The organism is Chryseobacterium cheonjiense (assembly GCF_012927265.1).
In the GTDB taxonomy this organism is placed as follows: domain Bacteria; phylum Bacteroidota; class Bacteroidia; order Flavobacteriales; family Weeksellaceae; genus Chryseobacterium; species Chryseobacterium cheonjiense.
In genome coordinates, this window is sequence record NZ_JABBGF010000003.1 from 40,123 (window position 1) to 63,225 (window position 23,103).

Genomic DNA, 23,103 nt, shown 5'->3' on the forward strand with positions numbered 1-23,103 from the left:
TTTGATTCAGCGGTTTTTATTTTTCAAATATCTATTCTTAAATTAGTTTGAAAGCTTTACTTCGTAAGGCCCTGATATAAATTTTGTTTTCTGGTAAACGGCATCGCAGATCATCCCGGACAGATTGTAGTTTTGGTTTTTGGGAACCATCACCGCCCCTATTTTATTGGCAGAGATAGGAACTTTCTTATAATAATTGTTTCCGCTTATCGTAAGCACCATATTACATCGGGAACTGTTTTCTACCGTAATAGAGGTTCTTGGATCGTTCGAAGAATCATTAAGTAAATAGGTTAGGACCTCCGCAGTTTCAGATTTATAGGTTTTAATCAGCGCCTGATATTCTCTTTCAACCTGTGCTGCAGAAGTTGTGCTGCTTCCTGTAACAGAAGGTTTCGCAACGGGTTTTCTGACCGGATATTTTGTTGTATTTACTGTGCTGCCACAACTGTTGAGAAGTAAAATAACAGCTGCTGAAAATGCAACGTACTTTTTCATAAAGATAAATTTAGCAGTACAAATGTAATCTTTTTACTTTTTTTTCAATGTATTTCCCTCTACAGGCTTTGGATTGCTGATGGTTAAAAATATACTCCTGTTAAGGTCTTTTTTAGAAGAATAAATTACATCACATACATTACCATGCAATGTGTACGTTCCTTTATTGATAACAATGAAATTTTCACCTTTTGCAGGAACGGGCATATTATAAAAATCTTTTCCCTCAATTTTCAGAATCAGGTTGCAATCCGATTGATTTTTAAACAGCAGTATGATTTCTTTGCTGTTGATGTCTTCATTAAACATAGCGTTAAGCAGCTTCACCGTCTTTTCTTTATGCTCTTTTGAGGTGGAAGTAATTAGACGTTTAAACTCTTCTGCTTCGTCAGAATTAGGTTTTCTAAGGGCTCCGTTAGGAATTTCGGAAATCACAGGTCTTGCTTCCATCGGTTTTATACCTTTTTTGCCTTTGGTCCATTCGACATTTTTTAAAGCAATAAGCTTAGATTTCAGAATGTTTTTTTTCGGGTCATCCGGATGTGCATTTTTTAAGTAAGTTTCGATTTTATCAATGTCCTTACTTTCTAGAATATTATAAGAGGTACTTCCGGCATTTGTATTTTTACAGGCGGCCAAAAGAGAAAGCAGCACAATTAGAATAATTTTTTTCATAATTGGTTTTTTACGATTTGTGGTTTAGAATACAATAAAATAAAAATGCATTATTTTATCTATGGTATAAATTTAAACAAATATTCTTTTCACAGGATGCGTAGTCCCAATTTTGTATTTCTTTTGATGCCGTTATATTTAATTAATTTTAAATTTAATATAAGTAATGGTTTTTCCCTTGGCAGAAAACAATTCCTCATAATACGTTCTGATATCTCTTAAATGTGGCGTGCCAGGATCATATTCCGGGGCTCCGTAAATATCATGATGTGCGGTGATAATTTCATATCCTGCACCCTGTAAAAATCCAAGCGTATACCCATGAAGAAATTCAGAATCTGTTTTTAAATGAACAATTCCGCCCGGTTTAAGGAATTTTTTATATCTGTCTAAAAAATCAGGATGAGTAAGCCTGTGCTTCGTACGTTTGTATTTGATCTGAGGATCCGGGAATGTAATCCATATTTCATCAACTTCATTTTCCCCGAAAAAACAATCTACCAGTTCAATCTGGGTTCTCAAAAATGCAACATTCTGCATTCCTGTTTCATGGGCTTCCTTTGCGCCGAACCAAAATCTTGCGCCTTTCACGTCGATGCCGATAAAGTTTTTTTCAGGAAACGCCTTTGCCAGTCCTACAGTGTATTCTCCTTTACCGCAGCCCAGTTCCAGCACGATGGGATGATCATTCTTAAAGAATTCCGTTCTCCATTTTCCTTTAAGGTTAAAGCCGTTCAATGCCTCCTCTCTTGTTGGCTGAACAACGTTTGGCAATACCTTATTTTCTGCGAATCTTGCTAATTTATTTTTACCCATGAAATATTTCTAAAATCCTGCAAAAATAGCAAAATTTATAAACATCACGAGAATTATTTCTTGGCAGAACTCCCAAGGGCGACCATTAAAGGCTTCTGTATGGTTTTCTGGGATGCATACTGCGCGCCGCAGACGATACTGGTGAAAAGATAATCTCCTTTCTGTACAACAACGGAATTGTCTCCATGGGCCGGAACAGGGAGCCTGTATTTTGTAATGCCGACACCTTCCATTCTTACGATAATATTACAGTCGGATTTATTTTCGATCATTACAATACATTCTTTAGCATTTGGATCATTATCAAAAAGTGAATTTAAGATTTTTACAGTTTTATTTTTGTGTTCTACAGGGTTTTCTGCCATCAGCATATTAAATTCCGAAGCTTCAGTATCCGGTATTGCAGCGGCTGTTGTAGTAGCTGGAGTTGTGGGGGCTATGTATACATTTTGGGGAGTACTTGGGGTATAAACAACCGCAGCCTGCCCAACCTGAAGTTCTTTCTGGTATTTGGCGATCTGCTTTTTCTTGATGTTGGCATTCATCTCCTCGAAAGATATTTTAGTAGAAGGCCGTCTTTTCAGCATTGCAAGCCAGTCCTGCATTTGTTTTACTTTAGTGTCGCCGGGTTTTGCGTTTTTGATGTAATCTTTCATCATTTCCATAACCCTGGGTTTCAGCACAGATCTTCTGGGATCATCAGGGTGGGCATCTCTTAAAAAAGCATTGATTTCATATATGTTTTTGCTTTTTAAAATCTCACTGTAATCCTTGCCTTTTTTCTGGGCGGAAAAATTCACAAAAAGAATAGCGCTGAAAATCAAAAATATCTTCTTCATTCATTGATATTAAAACGTTGTTATTTTTTTAAGTGTCTTAATATGATAACGGAAACTAAATTAATTTATGTTACAAGGCACTTATCATGATAAAAGTAAAAATAATCTGGCGAATACAAAAAAATGTATACTGAAACTTACAGTATACATTTTATAAATTATTTTACAATTTCCTGAAGATGCGAATTCCGAAGCCTTCGCTGATAAATCGGGAGATACTTTTCAATAGGAATTTTTACCGCCTCAAAATTGCCGGCCATGATATAAGGTTCGATATTTTCTGAAGTGTAGACAAACTGAAGGAAGTTGTCAATAAGATTTTCAGGAATCTTGAACCGGATAAAATAGTCTTTTCCTAAATAATTCTTAATTTGTGTAACAGAATTGTTCATCCTTTCATACGCCATGTAGCGCTGCTTTTTCTTTCGTTCACCAGAAAGAATATCATAAATGCTTTCCAGGCTGAAGGTTAAACCGCCATCTCTTAAGCCTGCCACAGGAAGTTGCGGAGGAGTGCCATCGCCTTTAGGTTCGGGGAGTCCGATCACTTTTTTTATAGCCAGGGCTTTGTCTTCTTTTCTTAAAGCATTCACATCATACCTAAGATTTCCGGTAGGTTTGAATCTGTTGATCACCACTTCCTGAATATCGTGATAAGCAATTTTTAATTCAATCAAATTTCTTTGGTCAATCATCGATGGAGTAACCTTAATATCTTTCCTTTCGGTAACAATAGAAGTAAAGCGTATAACATCTCCTGCATTGGCAGATATATTGAAATCACCATTATAATCACTGAGAACGGTCTTCTGAGTAGTAAGATTGGTAACATATACCTGATTGAGATATAAAACAGAGTTGTCTCTTAAAAAAACTTCCCCGGAGTAAGACTGGGCGTTAATTTTTACCAGAAAAACCAACAGCGATAAGATAAATAGTTTCTTCATATAATTAGGGCAAAATTACGCAGAATTGCCTCAATTTATACCTATTTTAGTAGTGAAGGGTGGTTAAAATTATATTAAACTTTGAAATAAAATTGTTAACGAATGTTATAAATAATGTTTTTTTACTTAAAAACAAATAAAAACATAAGCTAATGATTTAGAAATCAATAATTTTTTACCAGAAGCCAGCTTGTATATTTTACGGTGGTTGTTCCTTTGGACTCGGTCCAGCTGATGAAATACCAGTAAGTTGCAGTATTTATCGGCCTTCCGCCTTGGATTTTGCCATCCCAAATGAACTTGTTGGACTTATCTCCCCTGAAAATTTCTGCGCCATATCGGTCAAATATTCTGAAGACAATATTTTCTTTATTCATTAATGAAGAATAATCTATAGTGTCATTATAGCCATCAAAATTCGGTGTTATGGTGTTGATGAGGTTAATGATGACAAAGGATTGTGTTACCTCATCGCATCTGTTGGAATCCCGAACGTGAGCAATGTAATTTCCTCGAGGCACATTGGTAAAAACGTTGGAGTTTTGCCAGGTAACTCCGTCAATGGAATATTCATAAGGTGGTATACCTCCGCTCACGCCAATGGTTACTGTACTGCCATTTATTTCAATGGTGCTTATTACCGGAAGCACAGACTCCGTTACGGTTACATTCTGTCTGTAGGTACAGCCGTCAAATGTAAGATCTACCCAATAGTTACCTGGTCCTACATTGCTGATGGAGGGCGTTGTAGCACCGGTGCTCCATACATAGCCGGTAAAGCCAGGCCCTGCATCCAAAATCGTCTTTGTTTGAGGGCAAATCACTTTGCTGACTAGGATATCGGAATGTTTAGGTGTTTTTACATTAATCGTAATAGAAGCTATATTAGGACATACTCCGGGTTTTTCAAACCGTATATAAATAATTTGTACACCAGTGATATTGACAGGGTTTGTAAGCGGAGAGGTGTTATTCTGGGCGTCAAGCTGGGTAGCGTAGAAAGTTGGGGTCACCGCAGAATCTGTGGTAAACTGACTGATATAAGGTAATAAATCAATTATTTTGGACCCGTCGAGATTATCATCGCATATCGTTACAGAATGAGTAGCATTATTCAGTGGGATTTTAGGTCCGATCGTAAAATTAAGAGGTTTCACAACTGGTGCACATCCGTCCGGAGATTCCACTCTGATATAAATTGTTGTAGGAGCATTATAAGACCAGTTATTCGGAAGAGTATTGTTATTTCCGAGATTCGCATCTGTTATATTCGCATAGTATCTTACCCCCGGAAAATAATTGGAGTTTGATAAAACAATAGGTGTAATATTAGGTAAAATAACATTAACAATGCCATCTAGATTATCATCACAGAAAGTTCCTGTATAATTATTGATAATTGTGGCAAAAGGATTAAGGTTAAGAGTAATCTGTGCAATACTTTTACATCCGATATTATTTTTCACCACCGCATAAACAATTGTTCCGTTTGCCGCAGTATAAGTGGTTGGCGTTGTTATCAGTGCTGCCGGAGTTTCATTCTGAGCATCTGATAGGGAGGGATAATAAGTAATAGTTACCGGAGAATTATTGGTGACGGTGGCAGATGTTAAATTAAATATTCCCTGTCCGGAACCATTATTGCAAACGGTAAGGGTAGCATTATTTACGGTCAGCGCCTGAATATTCACAGTTACGGTTACCGTTTCACAGTCGGTAAAGACAGGATCATTTCCACAGAATGTATAGCTGAATGTATCTGTTGCTGCTGTTCCCGGATTTGTGGCCGTATAGGTTATGGCTCCTGTTGCCGGGTTTACTGTTGCAGTTCCTAACGTTGGTGCCGTAACTATTGATACTGTTGAAGAAACAGGTGTCTGTGCTGAAGAGGTGAATAGAGGCGTAATTGTTTTGGAGGTACAAATATCATAGGTTGCCGATGAAAGTTTCGTACAGTTCAGCACCTTAAATTGTTCTGTGATCAACGGAGCACAACTTCCCATCGTAACGGAACAGGTATAGTATCCTGACTGGGTAGGTGATATTGAAGGGCCTGTAGCGCCGGGAATTAAAACCCCATTGTTGTACCATTGGTAAGTATCATAAATAACGGGATCAACCGTAAGGACAATACCGGGAGCACAGTCTCCACCTGTTTTAAGAATAACCGGTTGTGTCGGAAATCCTGCAAAAAATCCTCCGTAACCTACCGCATCACTTCCTGCTGTAATTCCAGCTGTAATGGCTTTCGAAGATACTACTGTAATGGTACCGGTTGTATTGGGGATACCATACGTAACCCAGTTTGTAGTTCCGGTCATGTTAAAGGGTCCGGTTGTAGCTGGCGGGGTCACTCCGTTTACGGTCACTACCGCGCCACGTTCCGTGATAAGGTTTAGTTTCGTGGGAATATTTAAAATTCCGGTTGGATTTCCATTCGAAAAAACAAAATTTTCATTAATGAAACCGAGTTCGTTGATTTGCTTGGGAAGGTAACAGTTAAGAGCCGGAATAAAATTGAATCCTCCGGTAGCAACTTCATTTCCCGCATTACTTGCTCCCGCAAGAACCTGATATACGTAAGCATTTTTGGACGTTCTGATATACAAATTGTAGTGCTCATTTCCCTGTAGCTGGTATTTTGAACCGGGAATCATGAAATATTCACCAATATTGAGTGTGGCAATTGGCAATGTTTCATTGTTTACACGTACTTCAGTATTATTTTCAGTAGCAATAACAAGAGCGCCCTCCATGTTTGAGGTGAGACTTCCGTTACCCTTTACCAAGGCAAATTCATTGCCGAGCCTATCTACCGGGACTGCCTGATCCATAAGGATATCAGAGCTCGTATCAAAATTACCGGCATATTGTCCGTTAAAATTACCATTGGTAACATTCACCGGCTTGTTGGATACAATTTTGGCACCAATAAAACCGTCAAAATTTCCGGGAATATTTCCTATTCCATCGATAATGTATGATTGCCCTTTATTTAAAGTAAACATTAGGGTAGGATTGGTAACGCCGGTTGTTCCATTAGAAAATTGTACACCAGGTTTATAACCTGACACGGTAACGGTTGTATTGTCTTCCGTGGCCAGAATACTTGCCATGAAATTCAGGATGGTATTACTTACCGTGATTGGCGCATTTGCTGCATAGAATAGTTTTCCGGTAGAAGGTATGCCTTTGGAGGTTATAATTTCTGCATGATTAAAGACCGAAAATCTGAGGTTGGCATAAAATGGAAACTCTGCTTTCACATTCAGGCCTTTAGTAGTGGTGGTAAAAAGATCGGTCTGTTGCGTAGTAATAATCATATCTCGAGGAATATCAATTTTCTGAGGATTTCCTTTACTGATTGTTACGGTGGCAATTATAGTATTATTGTTGTACACACTTACGGGAAACGGAGTAGTACGATTGGTAGAAAGATAGAGTTTTTGGAAAGGGTTCGGATTTCCGGTTCTATCTACCATTGGGGCAAACCAATGTTCTCTGTCTAATTGGGAATACGCAGAGGTGAAAAAATAAAATATAAATAAAATAGATAGAAGTTTTTTCATTAAGTTATTGCCTTTATTACAAATTTAATAATAATATGCATTTGTTTTATTGAAAATAAACAAAATAAGCAGCTCGATGTCATATTTTTTTTAAGTTTTGGTTTGAATAAAACAAAAAAAGACTGTCTTCACGACAGTCTTTTAAATTTGTAAGTAATAAGTTTATTCCCGGTTTTTGACCATAATCCACCCGGAATATTTAATCGGTGTATTTTTACTGTTAGGTTCATTCCAGCTGATGTCGAACCAGTAATTTCCTGTGGATACCTTTTTGCCTCCAATGGCTCCGTCCCATTTGTAGCTGTTGGCCTTATTTCCTTCATGGATTTTACTTCCGTACCGGTCATAAATATTAAAGGTAAAATTCTTTTTGTAGGCTAATGCCGAGTAATCAAGAACGTCATTTACTCCGTCTCCGTTAGGCGTGATAACATTAATTAAATTCGGAACGGTAACTTCTACGGTGATAGGATCGCATCCATAGTCATCTTTTACATAAAAAACCGTATTCCCTCTCGGAACATTCGTAAATACATTTGAATCCTGCCAGTTGATATTATCTGTAGAGTATCTGTAAGGCGCAGTTCCTCCGATCGTATGTACGGTAACAGTATTATTAGAAATTTCAATATCTGAAATAACCGGCTGTTCAGACGGATATACTTTTACGCTTTGTCTTGTTATACAATCCCCTGTTTTAAGGTCTACCCAATAGGTTCCCACTGTTACATTGTTGATTGATTGAGTCGTTGCTCCGGTACTCCACTGGTATCCGTCAAATCCCGTTCCTGCGTCTAATGTAGTGGTGTCTTCCATACAGATGATTTTATCCTGGAGCACACTTGAATGAACCGGCGGCAATACGATTAAAGTAACTTTTGCTATTCTGAAACAACCGTTTGTATTGCTTACTTTTATGAAAACAACACCGTTTGGCGCAATATATGTGTCGGGATTCTGGATTTCATTGGTTCCGTTCTGTGCGTCGGTAGGAGATGGGTAATATTGTTTTATGACTCCTGTGGTCCCTGTTACCGGTGCAGTCGTAAGATTGAACAACGCCGTTGCAGGATTCGATGCTATAAAACATGATCTTAAAGTAGCATCGTTTACCGTAGGACTTTCAGAAACGGTTAGCGTTAAAGTCACTTGTTCGCAGTCCGTAAATTCAGGATCGTTACCGCAGAATTTATAAACAATGGTGTCAGTACCGGAAAATCCGAAATTAGGAGTATAAATAATTACCCCATTCGGGTCAATCACAGCTGTTCCGTTAGTTGGAGGTGTTATAATCGTTACCGTATTAGGAACATATGTCTGTGCTGAACTGGTAAAATCCGGAATAATTGCCTGAAATCCTTCACAAACAGTGATATTTTTTGTTGTTTCCTGAAGGCATGTGAATACTTTATATACAGGTGTTGTGGCCGGAGCACAAGAGCCGACCGTAATTTTCACAGTGTAGTTACCCGCAACCGTTGGGGTGTAGCTATTGGAGTTGGCTCCTGCAATAGGATTGCCATTAAGAAACCACTGATAGGTCTCGTAGCTGTCATCCACTTCAAGTACAAGCCCTGGAATACAATCTCCGGTTTGTTTTGCAATCAAAGGAATCGAAGAGAATCCCGCAAAGTACCCTCCGTACCCTGCCGTGCTGTACCCTCCGTTTACTCCTGCAGTTACCGCTTTGGTTGAGGTAACGGTTACATTTCCGGTAATTCCGGTAATGGCATAGGTGACCCATTGTGAATTTCCGGTAAGAGGGTAAGGGCCTTGTGCAGCAGTAGGGGTAGCGCCATTTACGGTAACGGCAGCGCCGGCTTCCGTTAAAATATTAAGCTTTAAATTAATAGCAGAAGTAATAGTAGGCATCAGGTGAATATTGCCAATTTCATCAATTTTTCTTGGCAAAAAACAGTTTAACGGAGGTATATAATTGTATCCTCCGGTATTGTTTGCAGAACCTGCTCCTACCAGCTGATATACATAAACATTTTTAGTTGTTTTTATATATAAGTTAGAGTGGCCCCCGCCCTGATTTTTGTATTGATTGGCAAGAATCCTGAAATATTCTCCTTCATCGATTGTCGCAACAGGAGTTGTTGCATCATTCAGGTAAATATCAGTTCCGTTTTCCGTACCGATTATAATTCCGCCTTCCATATTGTCCGGACTGGTGGAGATACTTTTCACCATAGCAAATTCGTTTCCAAGACGGTCTGTAGGAACGGACTGGTCCATAATAAGGTCGGAACCATCGTTACTTCCTGTGGCGTAAAAACCATTTGAGTTTCCATTTGTTACGGAAATGGGTTTCGTAGCTTCTATTTTTGCTCCGATAAAGCCTTCCCGGTTAGCTACCACATCGGCATTTCCGGTAAGAATGTATGACTGACCTTTATTTAAAGTAACGTTAAGCGTAAGCGGAGTTGGGGTAGGAATGTTGGTAAACACTACGTTAGGATCATATCCGGATACGGTAACAATCGTGTTGTCTTCCGTTGCCATGATTCCTGTGGTAAAATTATACAGCGAGCCTGTAGTAGTAATGGGTGTTGCTGCAGCGTAGAACTTTGTACCGATACCTGCCTTTCCCTTAGAGGTAATAATCTCACCGTGCGATGATATGGCAGTTCTGAGGGAGACAAAATATGGTTTATCGCCTTTGGTGTATACTCCCAAATTGGTAGGGACACCGGCGCCTGAGGCGTTTACGGTTCTTATTGCATTGGCATTAAGAGTGAAAACCTGCGGTGTTCCTTTGCTGATGGTTACAGTACCGATAACAGCATTATTATTATATATTTTTACCTCAAATGGAGTTACAGAGTCTGTTGAGAAATATAATGCATGATTGTAATTTGAACTTGATATGTCAAAATAGGGAGCAAACCAGTGGTCTGTATCTCTTTGCGCAAAAAGGGTAGTAATGCTAAAAAGCATTACTACGAAAGATAATAGAAATCTTCTCATAAGTAGGAATTAGGATTGCTGCAAAAATAACAGAATATTTTAAAATTTAATTATATCATTGTTAAAAAAAGATTACATAATAAACATATTGTTTAAAAGCTGTCAATTACTTTTATAAAGAATTAATTATTATTGTTTATAGTGTATTAATTAAAAAAAGCACAGTCTAAATGGACTGTGCTTTAAATTATTTATCATCGTTCTATTAATCTATATTTTTAACTAATATCCAGCCTGTATATCTGATGGGAGTATTCCTGCTGTTGGGTTCATTCCAGCTGATGTCAAACCAGTAGCTTCCCGTAGGTACTTTTCTGCCTACCATTGTTCCATCCCATTTATAGCTGTTGGCTTTATTCCCTTCATGAATTTTACTTCCGTATCGGTCAAAAATATTAAAAGTAAAATTTGGCTTATAAGCTAGCGCAGAGTAATCAAGAACGTCATTTATCCCATCTCCGTTAGGCGTAATGACATTAATAAGATTTAGAACGGTAACTTCTACAGCAATGGGAGTACATCCATAATCGTCTTTAACGTAGAAAGTCATACCTCCTCTGGGAACATTCGTGAATACATTAGAATCCTGCCAGCTGATATTGTCCTTCGAATATTTGTAAGGAGCTGTTCCTCCAATTGCATATACAGTAACAGTATTATTGGAAATTTCGATATTTGAAATAACCGGCTGTTCAGACGGATGTACTGTTACATTCTGTCTTGTTACACATTCTCCTGTTTTCAGGTCTACCCAGTAGGTACCCACTGTCACATTATTAATCGACTGCGTGGTTGCTCCGGTACTCCATTGGTATGCGTCAAATCCTGGTCCTGCGTCTAATGTTGTCGTGTTTTCCATACAGATAAATTTATCCTTAAGAATATCTGACTGAACCGGCGGCAATACAACAAGTGTTATTTTCGCTATATTGTAACATTGGTTATTTATGCTAACTCTCACAAATACAACACCGTTGGGTGCAATATATGTTGCAGGGTTCAATATTTCATTGGTGCCATTTTGTGCATCGGTAATAGACGGATAATATTTTTTTATAACTCCATTGGTTGTGGTTATAGGAGCCATCGTCAGATTGAACGATGCCGTTGCAGGATTTGAGGCTATGGAACATGACCTAAGCATAACGTCAGTGACTGTCGGACTTTCGGAAACATTTAATGTTAAAGTAACTTCTTCACAGTCGGTAAATTCCGGGTCATTGCCACAGAAGGTGTAGACAATTGTGTCATTTCCGATAAATCCGGGATTGGGTGTGTAGATAATGATTCCATTCGGATCGATCATTGCTGTTCCGTGAGTCGGAGGTGTTACAATCATTACCGTATTAGGAACATAAGTTTGTGTGGAATTGGTAAATTCAGGAATAATTGGATGAGCTGTTCCGCACATAATTATATTCTTTGTTGTTTTTTGAATACATTTATATGCCTTATATATGGGTGTGATAGCCGGAGCGCAGGTACCTACCGTGATTCTTACGGTATATTTCCCTGCAACTGTAGGTGTATAGTTGCTGGAGTTTGCCCCTGCGATGGGATTTCCATTTAGATACCATTGATAAGTGTCATAACTGTCGGCAACTTCAAGCACCAGACCAGGAATACAGTCGCCTGATTTTTTTGTAATTACAGGAATTGAGGAAAAGCCGGCAAAATATCCTCCATATCCTGCAGTGCTGTATCCTCCGTTTACTCCTGCAGTTACTGCTTTGGTTGAAGTGATGGTCACATTTCCGGTAATTCCGGTGATGGCATAGGTAACCCATTGTGAATTCCCGGTAAGAGGATAAGGGCCCTGTGCAGCGGTAGGGGTAACTCCGTTCACTGTTACCGCAGCCCCAACTTCTGTTAAAATGTTAAGCTTTAAATTGATGGCAGAAGTGATATTCGGCATGATATTAATATTGCCAATCTCATCAATTTTTTTTGGCAGAAAACAGTTTAGCGGCGGTATATAATTGTATCCTCCTGTATTATTGGTGGATCCTGCTCCTACCAGCTGATACAGATAAACATTTTTTGTAGTTTTTATATACAGGTTATAATGGCTCCCGCCCTGGTTTTTGTATTGATTGGCCAGAATTCTGTAATAGTCTCCCTCATTAATGGTAGCAACAGGATTTGTTGAGTCATTCAAATATATATCTGTGCCGTTTTCCGTGCCGATTATAATTCCGCCTTCCATATTGGCAGTACTGGTAGAAATACTTTTAACCATTGCAAATTCATTTCCGAGACGGTCTGTAGGAACAGATTGGTCCATAATAAGGTCAGAACCGTCAACTGTTCCTGTAGCATAAAAGCCGTTTGAGTTTCCGTTTGTTACAGATACTGGTTTTGTGGCTTCTATTTTTGCTCCTATAAACCCCTCTTTATTAGCGGGCACATTGGTATTTCCTGTAAGAATATAAGACTGTCCTTTATTTAGGGTTACAGTGAGCGTAGACGGTGTGGGAACGGGAATGTTTGTAAACTGAACGTTTGGATCGTATCCGGAAACGGTAACCGCTGTGTTGTCTTCTGTTGCCATAATACTTGTGGTAAAATTATACAGCGAGCCTGTAGTTGTAACAGGAGCGGCAGCTGCAAAGAATTTAGTGCCAATCCCTGCTTTACCTTTAGAGGTTATGATTTCACCGTGGGCATTTGTAGCGACTCTTAATGATACATAATAGGGTTTGTCTCCTTTAGTATAAATTCCCAAATTAATTGGAACTCCTGCGTTGGCGGTATTTACAACTTTTATTGAATTAGGATTTAAATTAAAAATCTGTGGGGACCCTTTACTAATGGTTATTGTGCCAATAATGCCGACATGATTATAGATTTTTACTTCAAATGGAGTTGCAGAATCTGTAGAGAAATATAACGCATGTTTATAGCTGGAACCTGTTTTATCAAAATAGGGCGCAAACCAGTGGTCTGTATCTCTTTGCGCTAAAGTTGTAGTCATGCCAAAGAGTAATAATAAGAAGGATAATAAAATTTTTTTCATAACTCATGAATTAGTATTAATGCAAAAATAAAGTATTATTTTAATATATTCTGCATAAAAAATAGAAAAAAACTATACAATAGATACCACAAACTTAATATGAATGTTAAATTAATTATTTAAACTAAGCCAAACTAAATAATACTACATAAAAGTTTCGTACATTTTCGTATATTGCACGATTTTTATAATAAGAGATGAATTAATTTCTCGTTACTGTATTATCAGATATATAAAAAAGGCTGTCAAACAGACAGCCTTTTTCAATATTTATCCAGTACTTCTTATTAGTTTATATTTTTCACCAATATCCAGCCTGTATATTTGATCGGAGTTTTTTCTTTATTAGGCTCATTCCAGTTGATGTGATACCAATAGGTTCCGGTTACCAGTTTTTTATCATAATGTTTCCCGTCCCATTTGTAGTTGTTGAATTTATCACCTGTGAATATTTTGTTTCCATATCTATCGTAGACAACAAATGAAAGATTTTCTTTGTAAGCAAGCTCACTATAATCAATGAAGTCATTTTTATTATCACCATTAGGCGTAATTGCATTAATAAGATTTGGTACGGTTACCTCAACAGAAACTGGTGTACAGTTGTATGCGTCTTTCACATAGAATATATGCTGCCCTCTGGTAAGTCCTGTAAATACATTAGAATCCTGCCAGTTATTAGGTGAATCTACGGCGTATTGGTAAGGTCCTTTACCTCCTGTTACATGAACCGTTACAGTATTGTTTGATATTTCGATCTCCTTAATGACCGGACTGTCGGCTTTCTTTACCTTTACGGGCTGTTTTACAAAACATCCGTTATCTTCCAGAATTACCCAATATTCTCCTACGGAAACTCCTTCCAATACCTGTGTTGTGGCTCCCGTATTCCATTGATAGGAAGCATAGCCCGGACCGGCATCAAGATTGGTTCTTCCGTCAATACAAATAATCTTGTCGGTAAGTACTGCAGATCTTTTCGGAGGAATTACCTTTAGATTAACTTTAGCGATACTATAACACTGGTTGCTGTTGTATACTCTTATATAAGCAGCTCCGTCTCCGGATATGTAAGTGTCTGCATTTAGAATTTCATTGGTTCCGTTGCTGGCATCCACGAATGTTGGATAGTATTTTTTCGTAACCGGACTTACTGTAGTTACACTGGCAATAGTAAGATTAAATTTTGCTTTGGTTTCATCAGTCTCCAGGAAGCACTCACTTAAAGTAGCTTCCGTCACTACAGGTGAAGGGAAGAATGATAATGTTATTTTTGCATTTCCTACGCATCCTTCATTAGTTGTTACTTTTACATAAACAAAGCCTTCTGCTGAAAAATAATTGGTAGGGTTGTTTATTTGGTTTGTTCCTGCATTAAGGTCTGCCAAAGTAGGATAGAATTTCTTAATAACAGGGTTGTACAGTGTCACATTGGCTGTTGTAAGATCAAAAAATCCTTTTCCGTTATATTGACATGTTTTAATGGTAGTATCGTTTAAAATGAAAGGAACAACATTTAGATTTAATGTTACATGTTCACAATCAACAAACTCCGGTGCGTTGCCACAGAACTGGTAAACAATAGTATCAGGGCCGATATATCCTGTATTCGGAATGTAAGTGATTTGCCCGTTCGATGGGTTTAGTGTTGCAGTTCCGTGTGTAGGATATGTAAGAATAGTCACCGTACTTGCTACGGGTGTTTGCGTAGTACTAAATGAAAATGCCGGTGTGATAACCTTGGTAGCACATGCGCTAAGGTTAGCTGTAGTGTTCGTTATGCATGAAAATACTTTGTAGATAGGAGTTGTTACCGGAGGGCAGGTTCCCATTGTCACTTTTACGGTGTAATCTCCTGCCTGAGTAGGGGTATATACATTCTGTGTAGCACCTGCGATGGCAACACCATTTAAAAACCATTGGTAGGTTTCAAAACTGTCGTCCACTTCAAGAACAATTCCCGGAACACAGTCTCCTGTTTGTTTGGCAATTACCGGAACGGATGAGAAGCCGGCAAAATATCCTCCATAACCTACGACTCCGCTTCCTCCCGCAATACCTGCGGTTACAGCTTTGGTGGAGTTTACTGTAATGTTACCGGATAACCCCGGAATAGAATAAGATACCCAGTCGCTGGTTCCCTGAACCGGGTATGGTCCCTGTGCTGCGGTTGGGGTAATAGGCGCCCCGCCGGTATTGTAGGTAACAGTTGCTCCCGCTTCTGTCAGAATATTTAATTTAATATCATTTGTAACTCCATTCAGATCATTGATTAAAGCAATCTCATCAATTTTTCTTGGTAAGAAACAGTTTAAAGGTGGAATGTAATTGTAGCCTATGGTCGCAATACTTGTGGCAAGGCCTGCAAGAAGCTGATAGACATATACATTTTTAGATGTTTTAATATGCATGTTATAATGTCCGTTACCCTGATCGATGTAATTGACATTATTGGCCGGAGCATTTACATTCGGACCATTCACTCTGTAGAATTGTCCTTCGTTAAGGGTTGCTACAACGGGTCCTCCATTGATGCGTACTTCTGTATTATTTTCAGTGGCAATGATCAGAGCATCTTCCATCTTGGCATCTACATTACCATTTCCTTTTACCAAAACAAATTCATTTCCTAATCGCTCTACCGGTACAGACTGGTCCATAATGATATCCGAGCTTCCTCCTACAATGCCCCATGCAAACTGGCCGTTAAAGTTGCCATTGGTTACGGAAATAGGTTTGTCAGCCTCTATTTTAGCGCCTATAAAACCTGTTGCATTTCCGGATTGGTTTCCTACTCCTTCAATAATATAAGATTGGCCTTTGTTGAGCGTAAAAGACATGGATGGAGTAGACGCTCCGGTAACACCGTTTGAAAATATAACGCTGGGAGAATATCCTGAAACTGTAACAACGGTATTATTCTCCGTTGCAAGAATTCCTGTCGTAAAATTGTAAATGCCTCCTCCGCTGATATCTGTAATCGGGGCGGCAGCTGCATAAAACTTTTTACCGATTCCGGCTTTTCCTTTGGAAGTTATAACTTCACCGTGACTTGGAACCGAAATTCTGAAATTGGCATAATAAGGTTTGGAACCTTTTGTATAAATGCCCTTTGTACCCGTTGTGAAAACATCAGTTTGTAATGATGTGACAAGGTTTGAGTTTCCAGCGTTTATAGGTAGATTGTATATTACCGGGTTTCCTTTAACAATACTCACGGTTTCAATTACGGTGTTGTTGTTGTAAATGTCTACATCAAAAGGAACTGTGGAGTCGGTAGAGAAATAGATAGATTGGCTGGTTGCACCACCAGTTAAACCTGTTCTGTTCTTCATCGGTGCAAACCAATGTTCCGTATCTCTCTGTGCAAAAAGAGTATTAACAGCAAAAAGCATTAATACGAAAGATAATAGAAATCTTTTCATATGGTATGGATTATGATTTCTACAAAAATAAACTATTATTCAATATATTGTTAATAAAACATTAAAAAGTTGTTTTTATTCACGATTTTTAATTAAAAGCCACCCTGAATAGGAAACTGGTAATTTGGTGTCAGGTTCTGTCCATTTTAGTACATACCAATATGTTCCCGTAGGTAGAGGCCTTCCATTTACTTTTCCGTCCCAGATGTAGTTCTTGTCTGTAGATTTGTAAACAGGCGCACCATACCGGTCTACAACTTCTATAGAGACATTTTGTTTAATTTTTAAATCTGAGTAGTTCAGGACATCATTAATGCCGTCTCCGTTAGGCGTGATCGCATTAATTAAATTTAAAATTAAAAACTCTTTAATAACCGGAAAACATCCGTCTGCACTTAAAACATAAACACTATGAAGTCCTCTGGATAAACCTGTAAAAATATTAGAGGTCTGATAATCAATTCCGTTTAACGAATATTGGTAAGGAGGTGTTCCGCCTGAAACGGAAACCGTGGCATTATAGCCTGATACTTCAATCTTCGTAATGGTTGGAGATGTTGAAGTCGTGACATTTACAGACTGGCGGTATATACATCCGTTGAATTCCAGATCGACATAATAACTTCCTGCTCCCACAGTTATAGTTTGAGTGGTTGCTCCGGTGCTCCATTTGTATGACGTAAAGCCTGGGCCGGCATCCAGAATTGCTTTTTCGTTAGGACATACCGTCTGGTCTTTCAGAATATTAGATTTTTTCGGAGCTTTTAAATTAATCATTAAAATGCCCGTGCTCGGACACTCCGCTGCACTTGTAAATCTTATATAAAAAGTAGTTAAAGGTGAAGTAATAATCTGGGCAGGAGATATAGCATTGGTTCCTGACTGTGCATTCGCCAGAGTGCTATGAAAGGTGAGTGTTACTCCCGCATTTGTAGTGAACTGATTTTTATAGTCATTTAAATTTATGCTCTCGGAGCCGTTGATATCATTATCACAGACATCAGCATTTACCGTTGAGGTCAGCAATGCAATTCTGTTACCTATCTTAAAATTAATTTGACCAAAAGCCGGGGGGCAGCTTCCTGTAAGTGCATCGACACGAACATAAACCGTTGTATTGGCAGTATAACTCCAGTTGGCTGGTAAACTGTTAGTATTTCCAGCATTGGCATCTGTTTGCAGAAGGTAGTATCTTACGTTAACGATAGCCGGATTAGGTACAATGGATGAAGTAACGGTTTGAAAATTAACATTTACAATTCCGTCGAAATTATCATCGCAAAGAGTAGCATTGAAGTTTCCTGTATTTACAGACGGAGAGGGAGTTGTTGTTAATGTGATCTGTGCGGCTTTTGTACATCCATATTGAGAAGTAACATTGGCATAAACTGTTCCGGCAGGTCCGTTATAAGCTGCAGGATTGGCAATAGGAGTGCCGCTTAATACAGCATTGGTAAAGTACTGAACCGTAGTTCCGGGATCCGGGGAAACGCTTACGGAACTAAGATTGAATGTCCCGTTTCCATTTGTGTCAGTACATGATGTTAATGAGCCATTGGATGTTTGTAAAACATCTATATTGATGATTATTTTAAAGTATTCAAAATCAGCAGGGTTGCCGTTTCCTTCGGTATAATAAATAAAAGTATCTGTAGTGTCTGCCGTAAGACCCGGATTCGGAGTATAGGTGATTTGCCCCGTCGTAGGATTTATAGTTGCTGTTCCCGAGGTCGGTGCCAGAATAATACTTGTATTGGCAGGTACAATGGTTTGAGTGGATGTTGTAAAAGCTGGAGAAATAAGTTTTGTATTACACGAGCCGATAGTATAAGTGGTAGTTGTAATGGGTGGGCACAGTGTATAATTGTAGCCGGTTGTAAGTTTCGACTCGCAGTTGTTTTTTGTCACAAGACAGGTATACGTTCCGGCTCCGTACAATTCTGGATTAATTGAATATGAGGTTGCACCCGGAATCGGGTTGCCGTTGAGGTACCACTGATAAGCGTCATAAGTATTGTCTACCTGTAGTAAAATTCCCAGATAGCAGTCTCCGGTTTTTGAAATTACAGGAACTGATGAAAATCCTGCAAAATATCCGCCGTATCCTACAGCACCGCTTCCGGCTGCAATTCCGGCTGTAACAGGTTTGGTCGAATTTACCGTAACTGTTCCTGAGACGCTTGGGATAGAATAAGTTACCCAGTTTGGATTACCGGTTACAGGAACCGGGCCATTACTTGCAGCAATAGGATTCCCGTTTAAAGTTACGGTTGCACCGGTTTGGGTAATGATATTCAGCCTTGTGCTGTACGCCTGATTCCCGATTTGGTTAATAAAGCCGATTTCATCAATTTTGTTCGGAAGGAAACAACTGAGCGGCGGGATAAAATTCATTCCTCCCGTAGGATATTCGTTACCCCCTGAAACTCCTGCCAGAAACTGATATACGTATGCGTTTTTATTAGTGGAAATCCCCATATTGTAGATCCCGTTTCCCTGATTGATGTAATTGATGCTTGGGATCATATAATATTGTCCTTCATTCAGGGTAATTCCCGAATTGACTCCGTTAATCGTAATCTGCGTATTGTTTTCTGTAGCGATCACCAATGCGGATTCCATTTGTGAGGATACGGAACCATTTCCTTTCACCACCACAAAATCCTTTCCAAGCCTGTCTACAGGAACTGCCTGATCCATAAGGATGTCGTTGTTGGTAAGACCGTTTGCAGGGTAATGCATTCCGTTAAAATTTCCATTGGTTACGGATATGGGTTTTGTTGCTGTAATTTTAGCACCGATCAGTCCGTCCAGGTTGAAAAAGCTGTCTGTGGCGCGCACGTCCATAATGTAGGACTGTCCTTTATTTAGAGTGAAATTTTTTGTGGGGGTTGAGGAACCATCGGAAAAAATGACATTAGGATTATATCCTGAAACAACAACTGCTGTATTATCTTCGGTAGCCGTTACTCCTATTGTTGAATTGATGATCGGCGAACTTATATTCGGCGAATTCGTATTATTGGGAGCCATTGCCGCATAAAAAGTAGTGCCTAATCCGGCGAGGCCTTTTGATGTGATAATTTCTGCGTGATTCTGGAGAGAAAAACGGTAGTTGGCAAAAAACTTTTTAGAGCCTTTCACATACATTCCCATAGAGTTGGGGGTGAAAAGATCCTGTTGATCAGTCGTGATAAGAAAAGAATTTGGGATGGCCACTTCCACAGGATTACCTTTACTTACCTGTACCGTTGTATATAATATATTGTTATTGAAAATCTGGACACTAAAAGGAGTTGCCTCATTCGTAGAAAGATATAGATATCCCTGCAATGCACTGTTTCCGACTCTTGATGACATGGGAGCAAACCAATGATCCGTATCCAGCTGGGCATTGAATAATAAACAAAAAAAAGTACAAATGGTTAGTAGAAGTTTTTTCATGTTTTTAGATAAGGGATGCAAATGTAAGTATTAAAAATCAATTATTTATATAAATTTAACAGATAAATTATATAATTTTAACAATTATTGAATATTTAATATATTTTTAATGTGTCATAAGATCTCATAATTGTGAAATACAAAAAAATCCCGGTGATATTCACCGGGATCTGTATTTTAAATCAAAAAAGGATTATAAGCTTACTCTTACAAATCCGGTTACTTTAAGATCTGAATTTACAGATTTTACATAGTCAGCAACAGTCATGTTTGCGTCTTTAATGAAAGACTGGTGTACAAGAGTGTTGTCTTTGTAGAATCTCTGCATTTTACCTTTAAGGATGTTCTCAATAATATTTTCAGGTTTTCCTTCTTTAATAAGAAGTTCTCTTTCAATTTCTAATTCCTTATCAATTGTTGCCTGAGAAACAGAAGTTTCATCAAGAGCGATAGGGTTCATAGCAGCTACCTGCATAGAAACAGCTTTAGCAGCTTCAGAAGCTCCTTCTACATTAGCAGAAAGTGAAGTGATCGCAGCGATTTTGTTTCCAGCGTGAATATAAGCTCCTAAGAAAGGCCCTTCAATTCTTTCGAATGCACCGATCTCAATTTTTTCACCGATTACACCTGTCTGCTCAACTAATTTTTCAGCAACAGTAATTCCGTGGAAATCTGTAGCCAAAAGTTCTTCTTTTGTAGCAGCAAAGATCGCCATTTCAGCTAGTTCGTAAGCCAGTTCAATGAAAGCTTCGTTTTTACCAACGAAGTCAGTTTCGCAGTTTAATGAAATAACAGCACCTAAAGTGTTGTCTTCGTTTACTCTTGCGATCACTGCCCCTTCAGTAGATTCTCTGTCTGCTCTGTTTGCAGCCACTTTCTGTCCTTTTTTTCTAAGGATATCTACCGCTTTTTCGAAATCTCCTTCAGCTTCTACTAAAGCTTTTTTGCAGTCCATCATACCTGCACCTGTTTGGTTTCTCAATTTTGCTACGTCTGCAGCAGCTGGTGTATAAGACATAATATCTATTATTTTTTTTATTTAAGATTAGTATTAATTTTTAGCTTAATTTTAAAGCGATGCAAAGATAATGATTTTAATGATAAACTAAAAAATGACTTTTTGCGTTATTTATATATTTAATAAAATTTTAAATGTCTCTTTAATGAAAAAAATACTTCTCCTTATATTTTTATGCGTATTTGCCCTTGGTTTTTCACAGAAAAAGAAAAAAACAAAATCGAAAGCTATTGTAGAAAAAGAAACGGCAATTATTTATACCGAAAATGATGCGGAAACTACGGCTGAAGCAAGAGTGGTTGCAGGATTTCTGAAACAGAACCCGGGACACGCCAAAACCGATTATTTCAAGAGAAAGCTTATGCAGATCGTTATGGCAAACAACTCTCCCGAAGCCAAGCCTACGATAAAAGCGCTGAGTGAAGATAAGATCAAACAAATGGTCATTGATAACAATAATCTTAACAAAGGTAAAGCTATTGCTGCTAATACCGGTAGTGCAACACCTGAAAGAACAGTTAACTACGCCAGTGTTGGCGGGGCAACAAGTAAAAAATCAGGAGCGAGTGAGCAGAATAAAAAAACTGCCGCAATGCTTACGCACTTGTTTAATAATGATCCTATGGATAAGGAAGCATACATTAATATCAAGAATAGATCAAAATGTAACCTGATTGTAAAGATCAACGGTAAAAAATATTATAACCTTGATGTTCCTGCCAACGGCCAGAATTTCCTGCTTGTGGAAAAAGGAGAATACATTCTTACAACAATGGTTTGTGATGCAAAATATTCATCTTTAAAGAAGATCAATAAAGATATTGAGATCGAGCTGAATTTAAGGGAAGACTAATAAATTTTAGAATATAAAAATAAAAATCGGATGAGAATTTCTCATCCGATTTTTATTTTTATCCTTTAAATTGACCCATTGCAATGAATTTATCCTGCCTTTGGGTTTCAAGTTCCTGTCCTGTGAATTTTGCGAAGGCTTTGATATTCTGTAAAATAGAAGTCTTCAGATTCTGAAAAGTAGCTGCCGGATCGTAGTGGGCTCCTCCAAGAGGCTCTTCAATGATTCCGTCAATGAATTTCTCTCTTAAAGCATCTTTCGGGGTAAGGTTCAATGCATTGGCAGCATCTTCCTTATGATCCCAGTTTCTCCAGAGAATGGATGAGCAGCTTTCCGGAGCGATTACGGTGTACCAGGTATTTTCAAGCATGTATACTTTATTACCTACTCCGATTCCCAATGCGCCGCCACTTGCTCCTTCACCGATGATGTAAGTGAAGATTGGCGTTTTAAGCTGAACCATTTCAAAAATATTTCTTGCGATGGCTTCACCCTGGCCTCTTTCTTCAGCTTCCAGTCCCGGATATGCTCCCGGTGTGTCTACTAACGTTACAACAGGGATCTGAAACTTTTCGGCAAGTTTCATCAATCGCAGGGCTTTTCTATATCCTTCAGGATTCGGCATTCCGAATCTTCTGTGTTGTCTTTCTTTTGTTGTTCTTCCTTTCTGGGTACCGATTACCATCACTTTTTGTCCGTCCAGTGTAAGTAAGCCACCTACCATTGCCGGGTCATCAGCGAAATTTCTGTCTCCATGAAGTTCAAGGAAACTGCCTTTATCTGCCATTCCGTTGATATAATCCAATGCGTAAGGACGATCCGGGTGACGGGACAGTTGTACTCTTTGCCAAGGCGTAAGATTTCCGTAGATCTCTTTTTTCTTTTCTAAAATCTTATCCTCGATTTGGCTACATGCTAATTTTACATCAACACCACTTTCTTCTCCTACTAAAGAACAGGTCTGCAGTTGATCCATCAGGTCTTTGATAGGAAGTTCGAAACTTAAATATTCCATTTCTTGAAGTAAATT

General features: G+C 38.5%; 13 protein-coding genes. 1 reads left to right on the forward strand and 12 read right to left on the reverse strand.

Annotation, left to right across the window (positions count from 1 at the left end; all coding sequences use genetic code 11):
- Positions 1–42 precede the first annotated feature (42 nt).
- From HHL20_RS15060 to tsf, 11 genes are all read right to left on the reverse strand, one after another.
- Complete coding sequence (locus tag HHL20_RS15060; RefSeq protein ID WP_169232024.1) at positions 43–498, reverse strand: DUF6759 domain-containing protein; 456 nt, start codon at positions 496–498, stop codon at positions 43–45.
- A 33-nt stretch (positions 499–531) separates the two neighbouring features.
- Positions 532–1,173, reverse strand: coding sequence for a DUF6759 domain-containing protein (locus HHL20_RS15065; protein WP_169232025.1), 642 nt, complete (start codon positions 1,171–1,173; stop codon positions 532–534).
- Positions 1,174–1,311: 138 nt separating this feature from the next.
- On the reverse strand, positions 1,312–1,989 hold the full coding sequence (gene trmB, locus HHL20_RS15070) for a tRNA (guanosine(46)-N7)-methyltransferase TrmB (protein ID WP_169232026.1): 678 nt from the start codon (positions 1,987–1,989) through the stop codon (positions 1,312–1,314).
- A gap of 53 nt (positions 1,990–2,042) precedes the next feature.
- The gene (locus tag HHL20_RS15075) at positions 2,043–2,828 is read right to left on the reverse strand and encodes a DUF6759 domain-containing protein (protein WP_169232027.1); all 786 of its coding nucleotides are present in this window, start codon (positions 2,826–2,828) and stop codon (positions 2,043–2,045) included.
- A 158-nt stretch (positions 2,829–2,986) separates the two neighbouring features.
- On the reverse strand, positions 2,987–3,775 hold the full coding sequence (locus HHL20_RS15080; RefSeq protein WP_169232028.1) for a hypothetical protein: 789 nt from the start codon (positions 3,773–3,775) through the stop codon (positions 2,987–2,989).
- Positions 3,776–3,939: 164 nt separating this feature from the next.
- Positions 3,940–7,344 (reverse strand): T9SS type B sorting domain-containing protein, encoded by a 3,405-nt coding sequence (locus HHL20_RS15085; RefSeq protein ID WP_169232029.1) that lies wholly within the window; start codon positions 7,342–7,344, stop codon positions 3,940–3,942.
- A 162-nt stretch (positions 7,345–7,506) separates the two neighbouring features.
- A complete protein-coding gene (locus HHL20_RS15090) occupies positions 7,507–10,317 on the reverse strand; it encodes a T9SS type B sorting domain-containing protein (protein WP_169232030.1) in 2,811 nt (936 codons plus the stop codon).
- Positions 10,318–10,522: 205 nt separating this feature from the next.
- Complete coding sequence (locus HHL20_RS15095; RefSeq protein ID WP_169232031.1) at positions 10,523–13,333, reverse strand: T9SS type B sorting domain-containing protein; 2,811 nt, start codon at positions 13,331–13,333, stop codon at positions 10,523–10,525.
- A 287-nt stretch (positions 13,334–13,620) separates the two neighbouring features.
- Positions 13,621–16,758, reverse strand: coding sequence for a T9SS type B sorting domain-containing protein (locus HHL20_RS15100; RefSeq protein WP_169232032.1), 3,138 nt, complete (start codon positions 16,756–16,758; stop codon positions 13,621–13,623).
- Positions 16,759–16,833: 75 nt separating this feature from the next.
- Positions 16,834–20,202, reverse strand: a complete 3,369-nt coding sequence (locus HHL20_RS15105) for a T9SS type B sorting domain-containing protein (RefSeq protein ID WP_169232033.1) — start codon at positions 20,200–20,202, stop codon at positions 16,834–16,836.
- Positions 20,203–20,395: 193 nt separating this feature from the next.
- Complete coding sequence (gene tsf, locus HHL20_RS15110) at positions 20,396–21,220, reverse strand: translation elongation factor Ts (RefSeq protein ID WP_169232034.1); 825 nt, start codon at positions 21,218–21,220, stop codon at positions 20,396–20,398.
- Positions 21,221–21,365: 145 nt separating this feature from the next.
- On the opposite strand from tsf, the gene HHL20_RS15115 reads away from it, so the two are divergent.
- Entirely contained in the window at positions 21,366–22,073 is a 708-nt protein-coding gene (locus HHL20_RS15115) for a DUF6759 domain-containing protein (RefSeq protein WP_169232035.1), read from the forward strand.
- A 58-nt stretch (positions 22,074–22,131) separates the two neighbouring features.
- On the opposite strand, the gene HHL20_RS15120 is transcribed toward HHL20_RS15115, so the two are convergent.
- Positions 22,132–23,088 (reverse strand): acetyl-CoA carboxylase carboxyltransferase subunit alpha, encoded by a 957-nt coding sequence (locus tag HHL20_RS15120; protein WP_169232036.1) that lies wholly within the window; start codon positions 23,086–23,088, stop codon positions 22,132–22,134.
- Positions 23,089–23,103: the final 15 nt, after the last annotated feature.

Bases quoted from the DNA above. Each gene is read 5' to 3' on its own strand.
- HHL20_RS15060 (WP_169232024.1), bottom strand. From the start codon at position 498: ATGAAAAAGTACGTTGCATTTTCAGCAGCTGTTATTTTACTTCTCAAC.
- HHL20_RS15065 (WP_169232025.1), bottom strand. From the start codon at position 1,173: ATGAAAAAAATTATTCTAATTGTGCTGCTTTCTCTTTTGGCCGCCTGT.
- trmB (WP_169232026.1), bottom strand. From the start codon at position 1,989: ATGGGTAAAAATAAATTAGCAAGATTCGCAGAAAATAAGGTATTGCCA.
- HHL20_RS15075 (WP_169232027.1), bottom strand. From the start codon at position 2,828: ATGAAGAAGATATTTTTGATTTTCAGCGCTATTCTTTTTGTGAATTTT.
- HHL20_RS15080 (WP_169232028.1), bottom strand. From the start codon at position 3,775: ATGAAGAAACTATTTATCTTATCGCTGTTGGTTTTTCTGGTAAAAATT.
- HHL20_RS15085 (WP_169232029.1), bottom strand. From the start codon at position 7,344: ATGAAAAAACTTCTATCTATTTTATTTATATTTTATTTTTTCACCTCT.
- HHL20_RS15090 (WP_169232030.1), bottom strand. From the start codon at position 10,317: ATGAGAAGATTTCTATTATCTTTCGTAGTAATGCTTTTTAGCATTACT.
- HHL20_RS15095 (WP_169232031.1), bottom strand. From the start codon at position 13,333: ATGAAAAAAATTTTATTATCCTTCTTATTATTACTCTTTGGCATGACT.
- HHL20_RS15100 (WP_169232032.1), bottom strand. From the start codon at position 16,758: ATGAAAAGATTTCTATTATCTTTCGTATTAATGCTTTTTGCTGTTAAT.
- HHL20_RS15105 (WP_169232033.1), bottom strand. From the start codon at position 20,202: ATGAAAAAACTTCTACTAACCATTTGTACTTTTTTTTGTTTATTATTC.
- tsf (WP_169232034.1), bottom strand. From the start codon at position 21,220: ATGTCTTATACACCAGCTGCTGCAGACGTAGCAAAATTGAGAAACCAA.
- HHL20_RS15115 (WP_169232035.1), top strand. From the start codon at position 21,366: ATGAAAAAAATACTTCTCCTTATATTTTTATGCGTATTTGCCCTTGGT.
- HHL20_RS15120 (WP_169232036.1), bottom strand. From the start codon at position 23,088: ATGGAATATTTAAGTTTCGAACTTCCTATCAAAGACCTGATGGATCAA.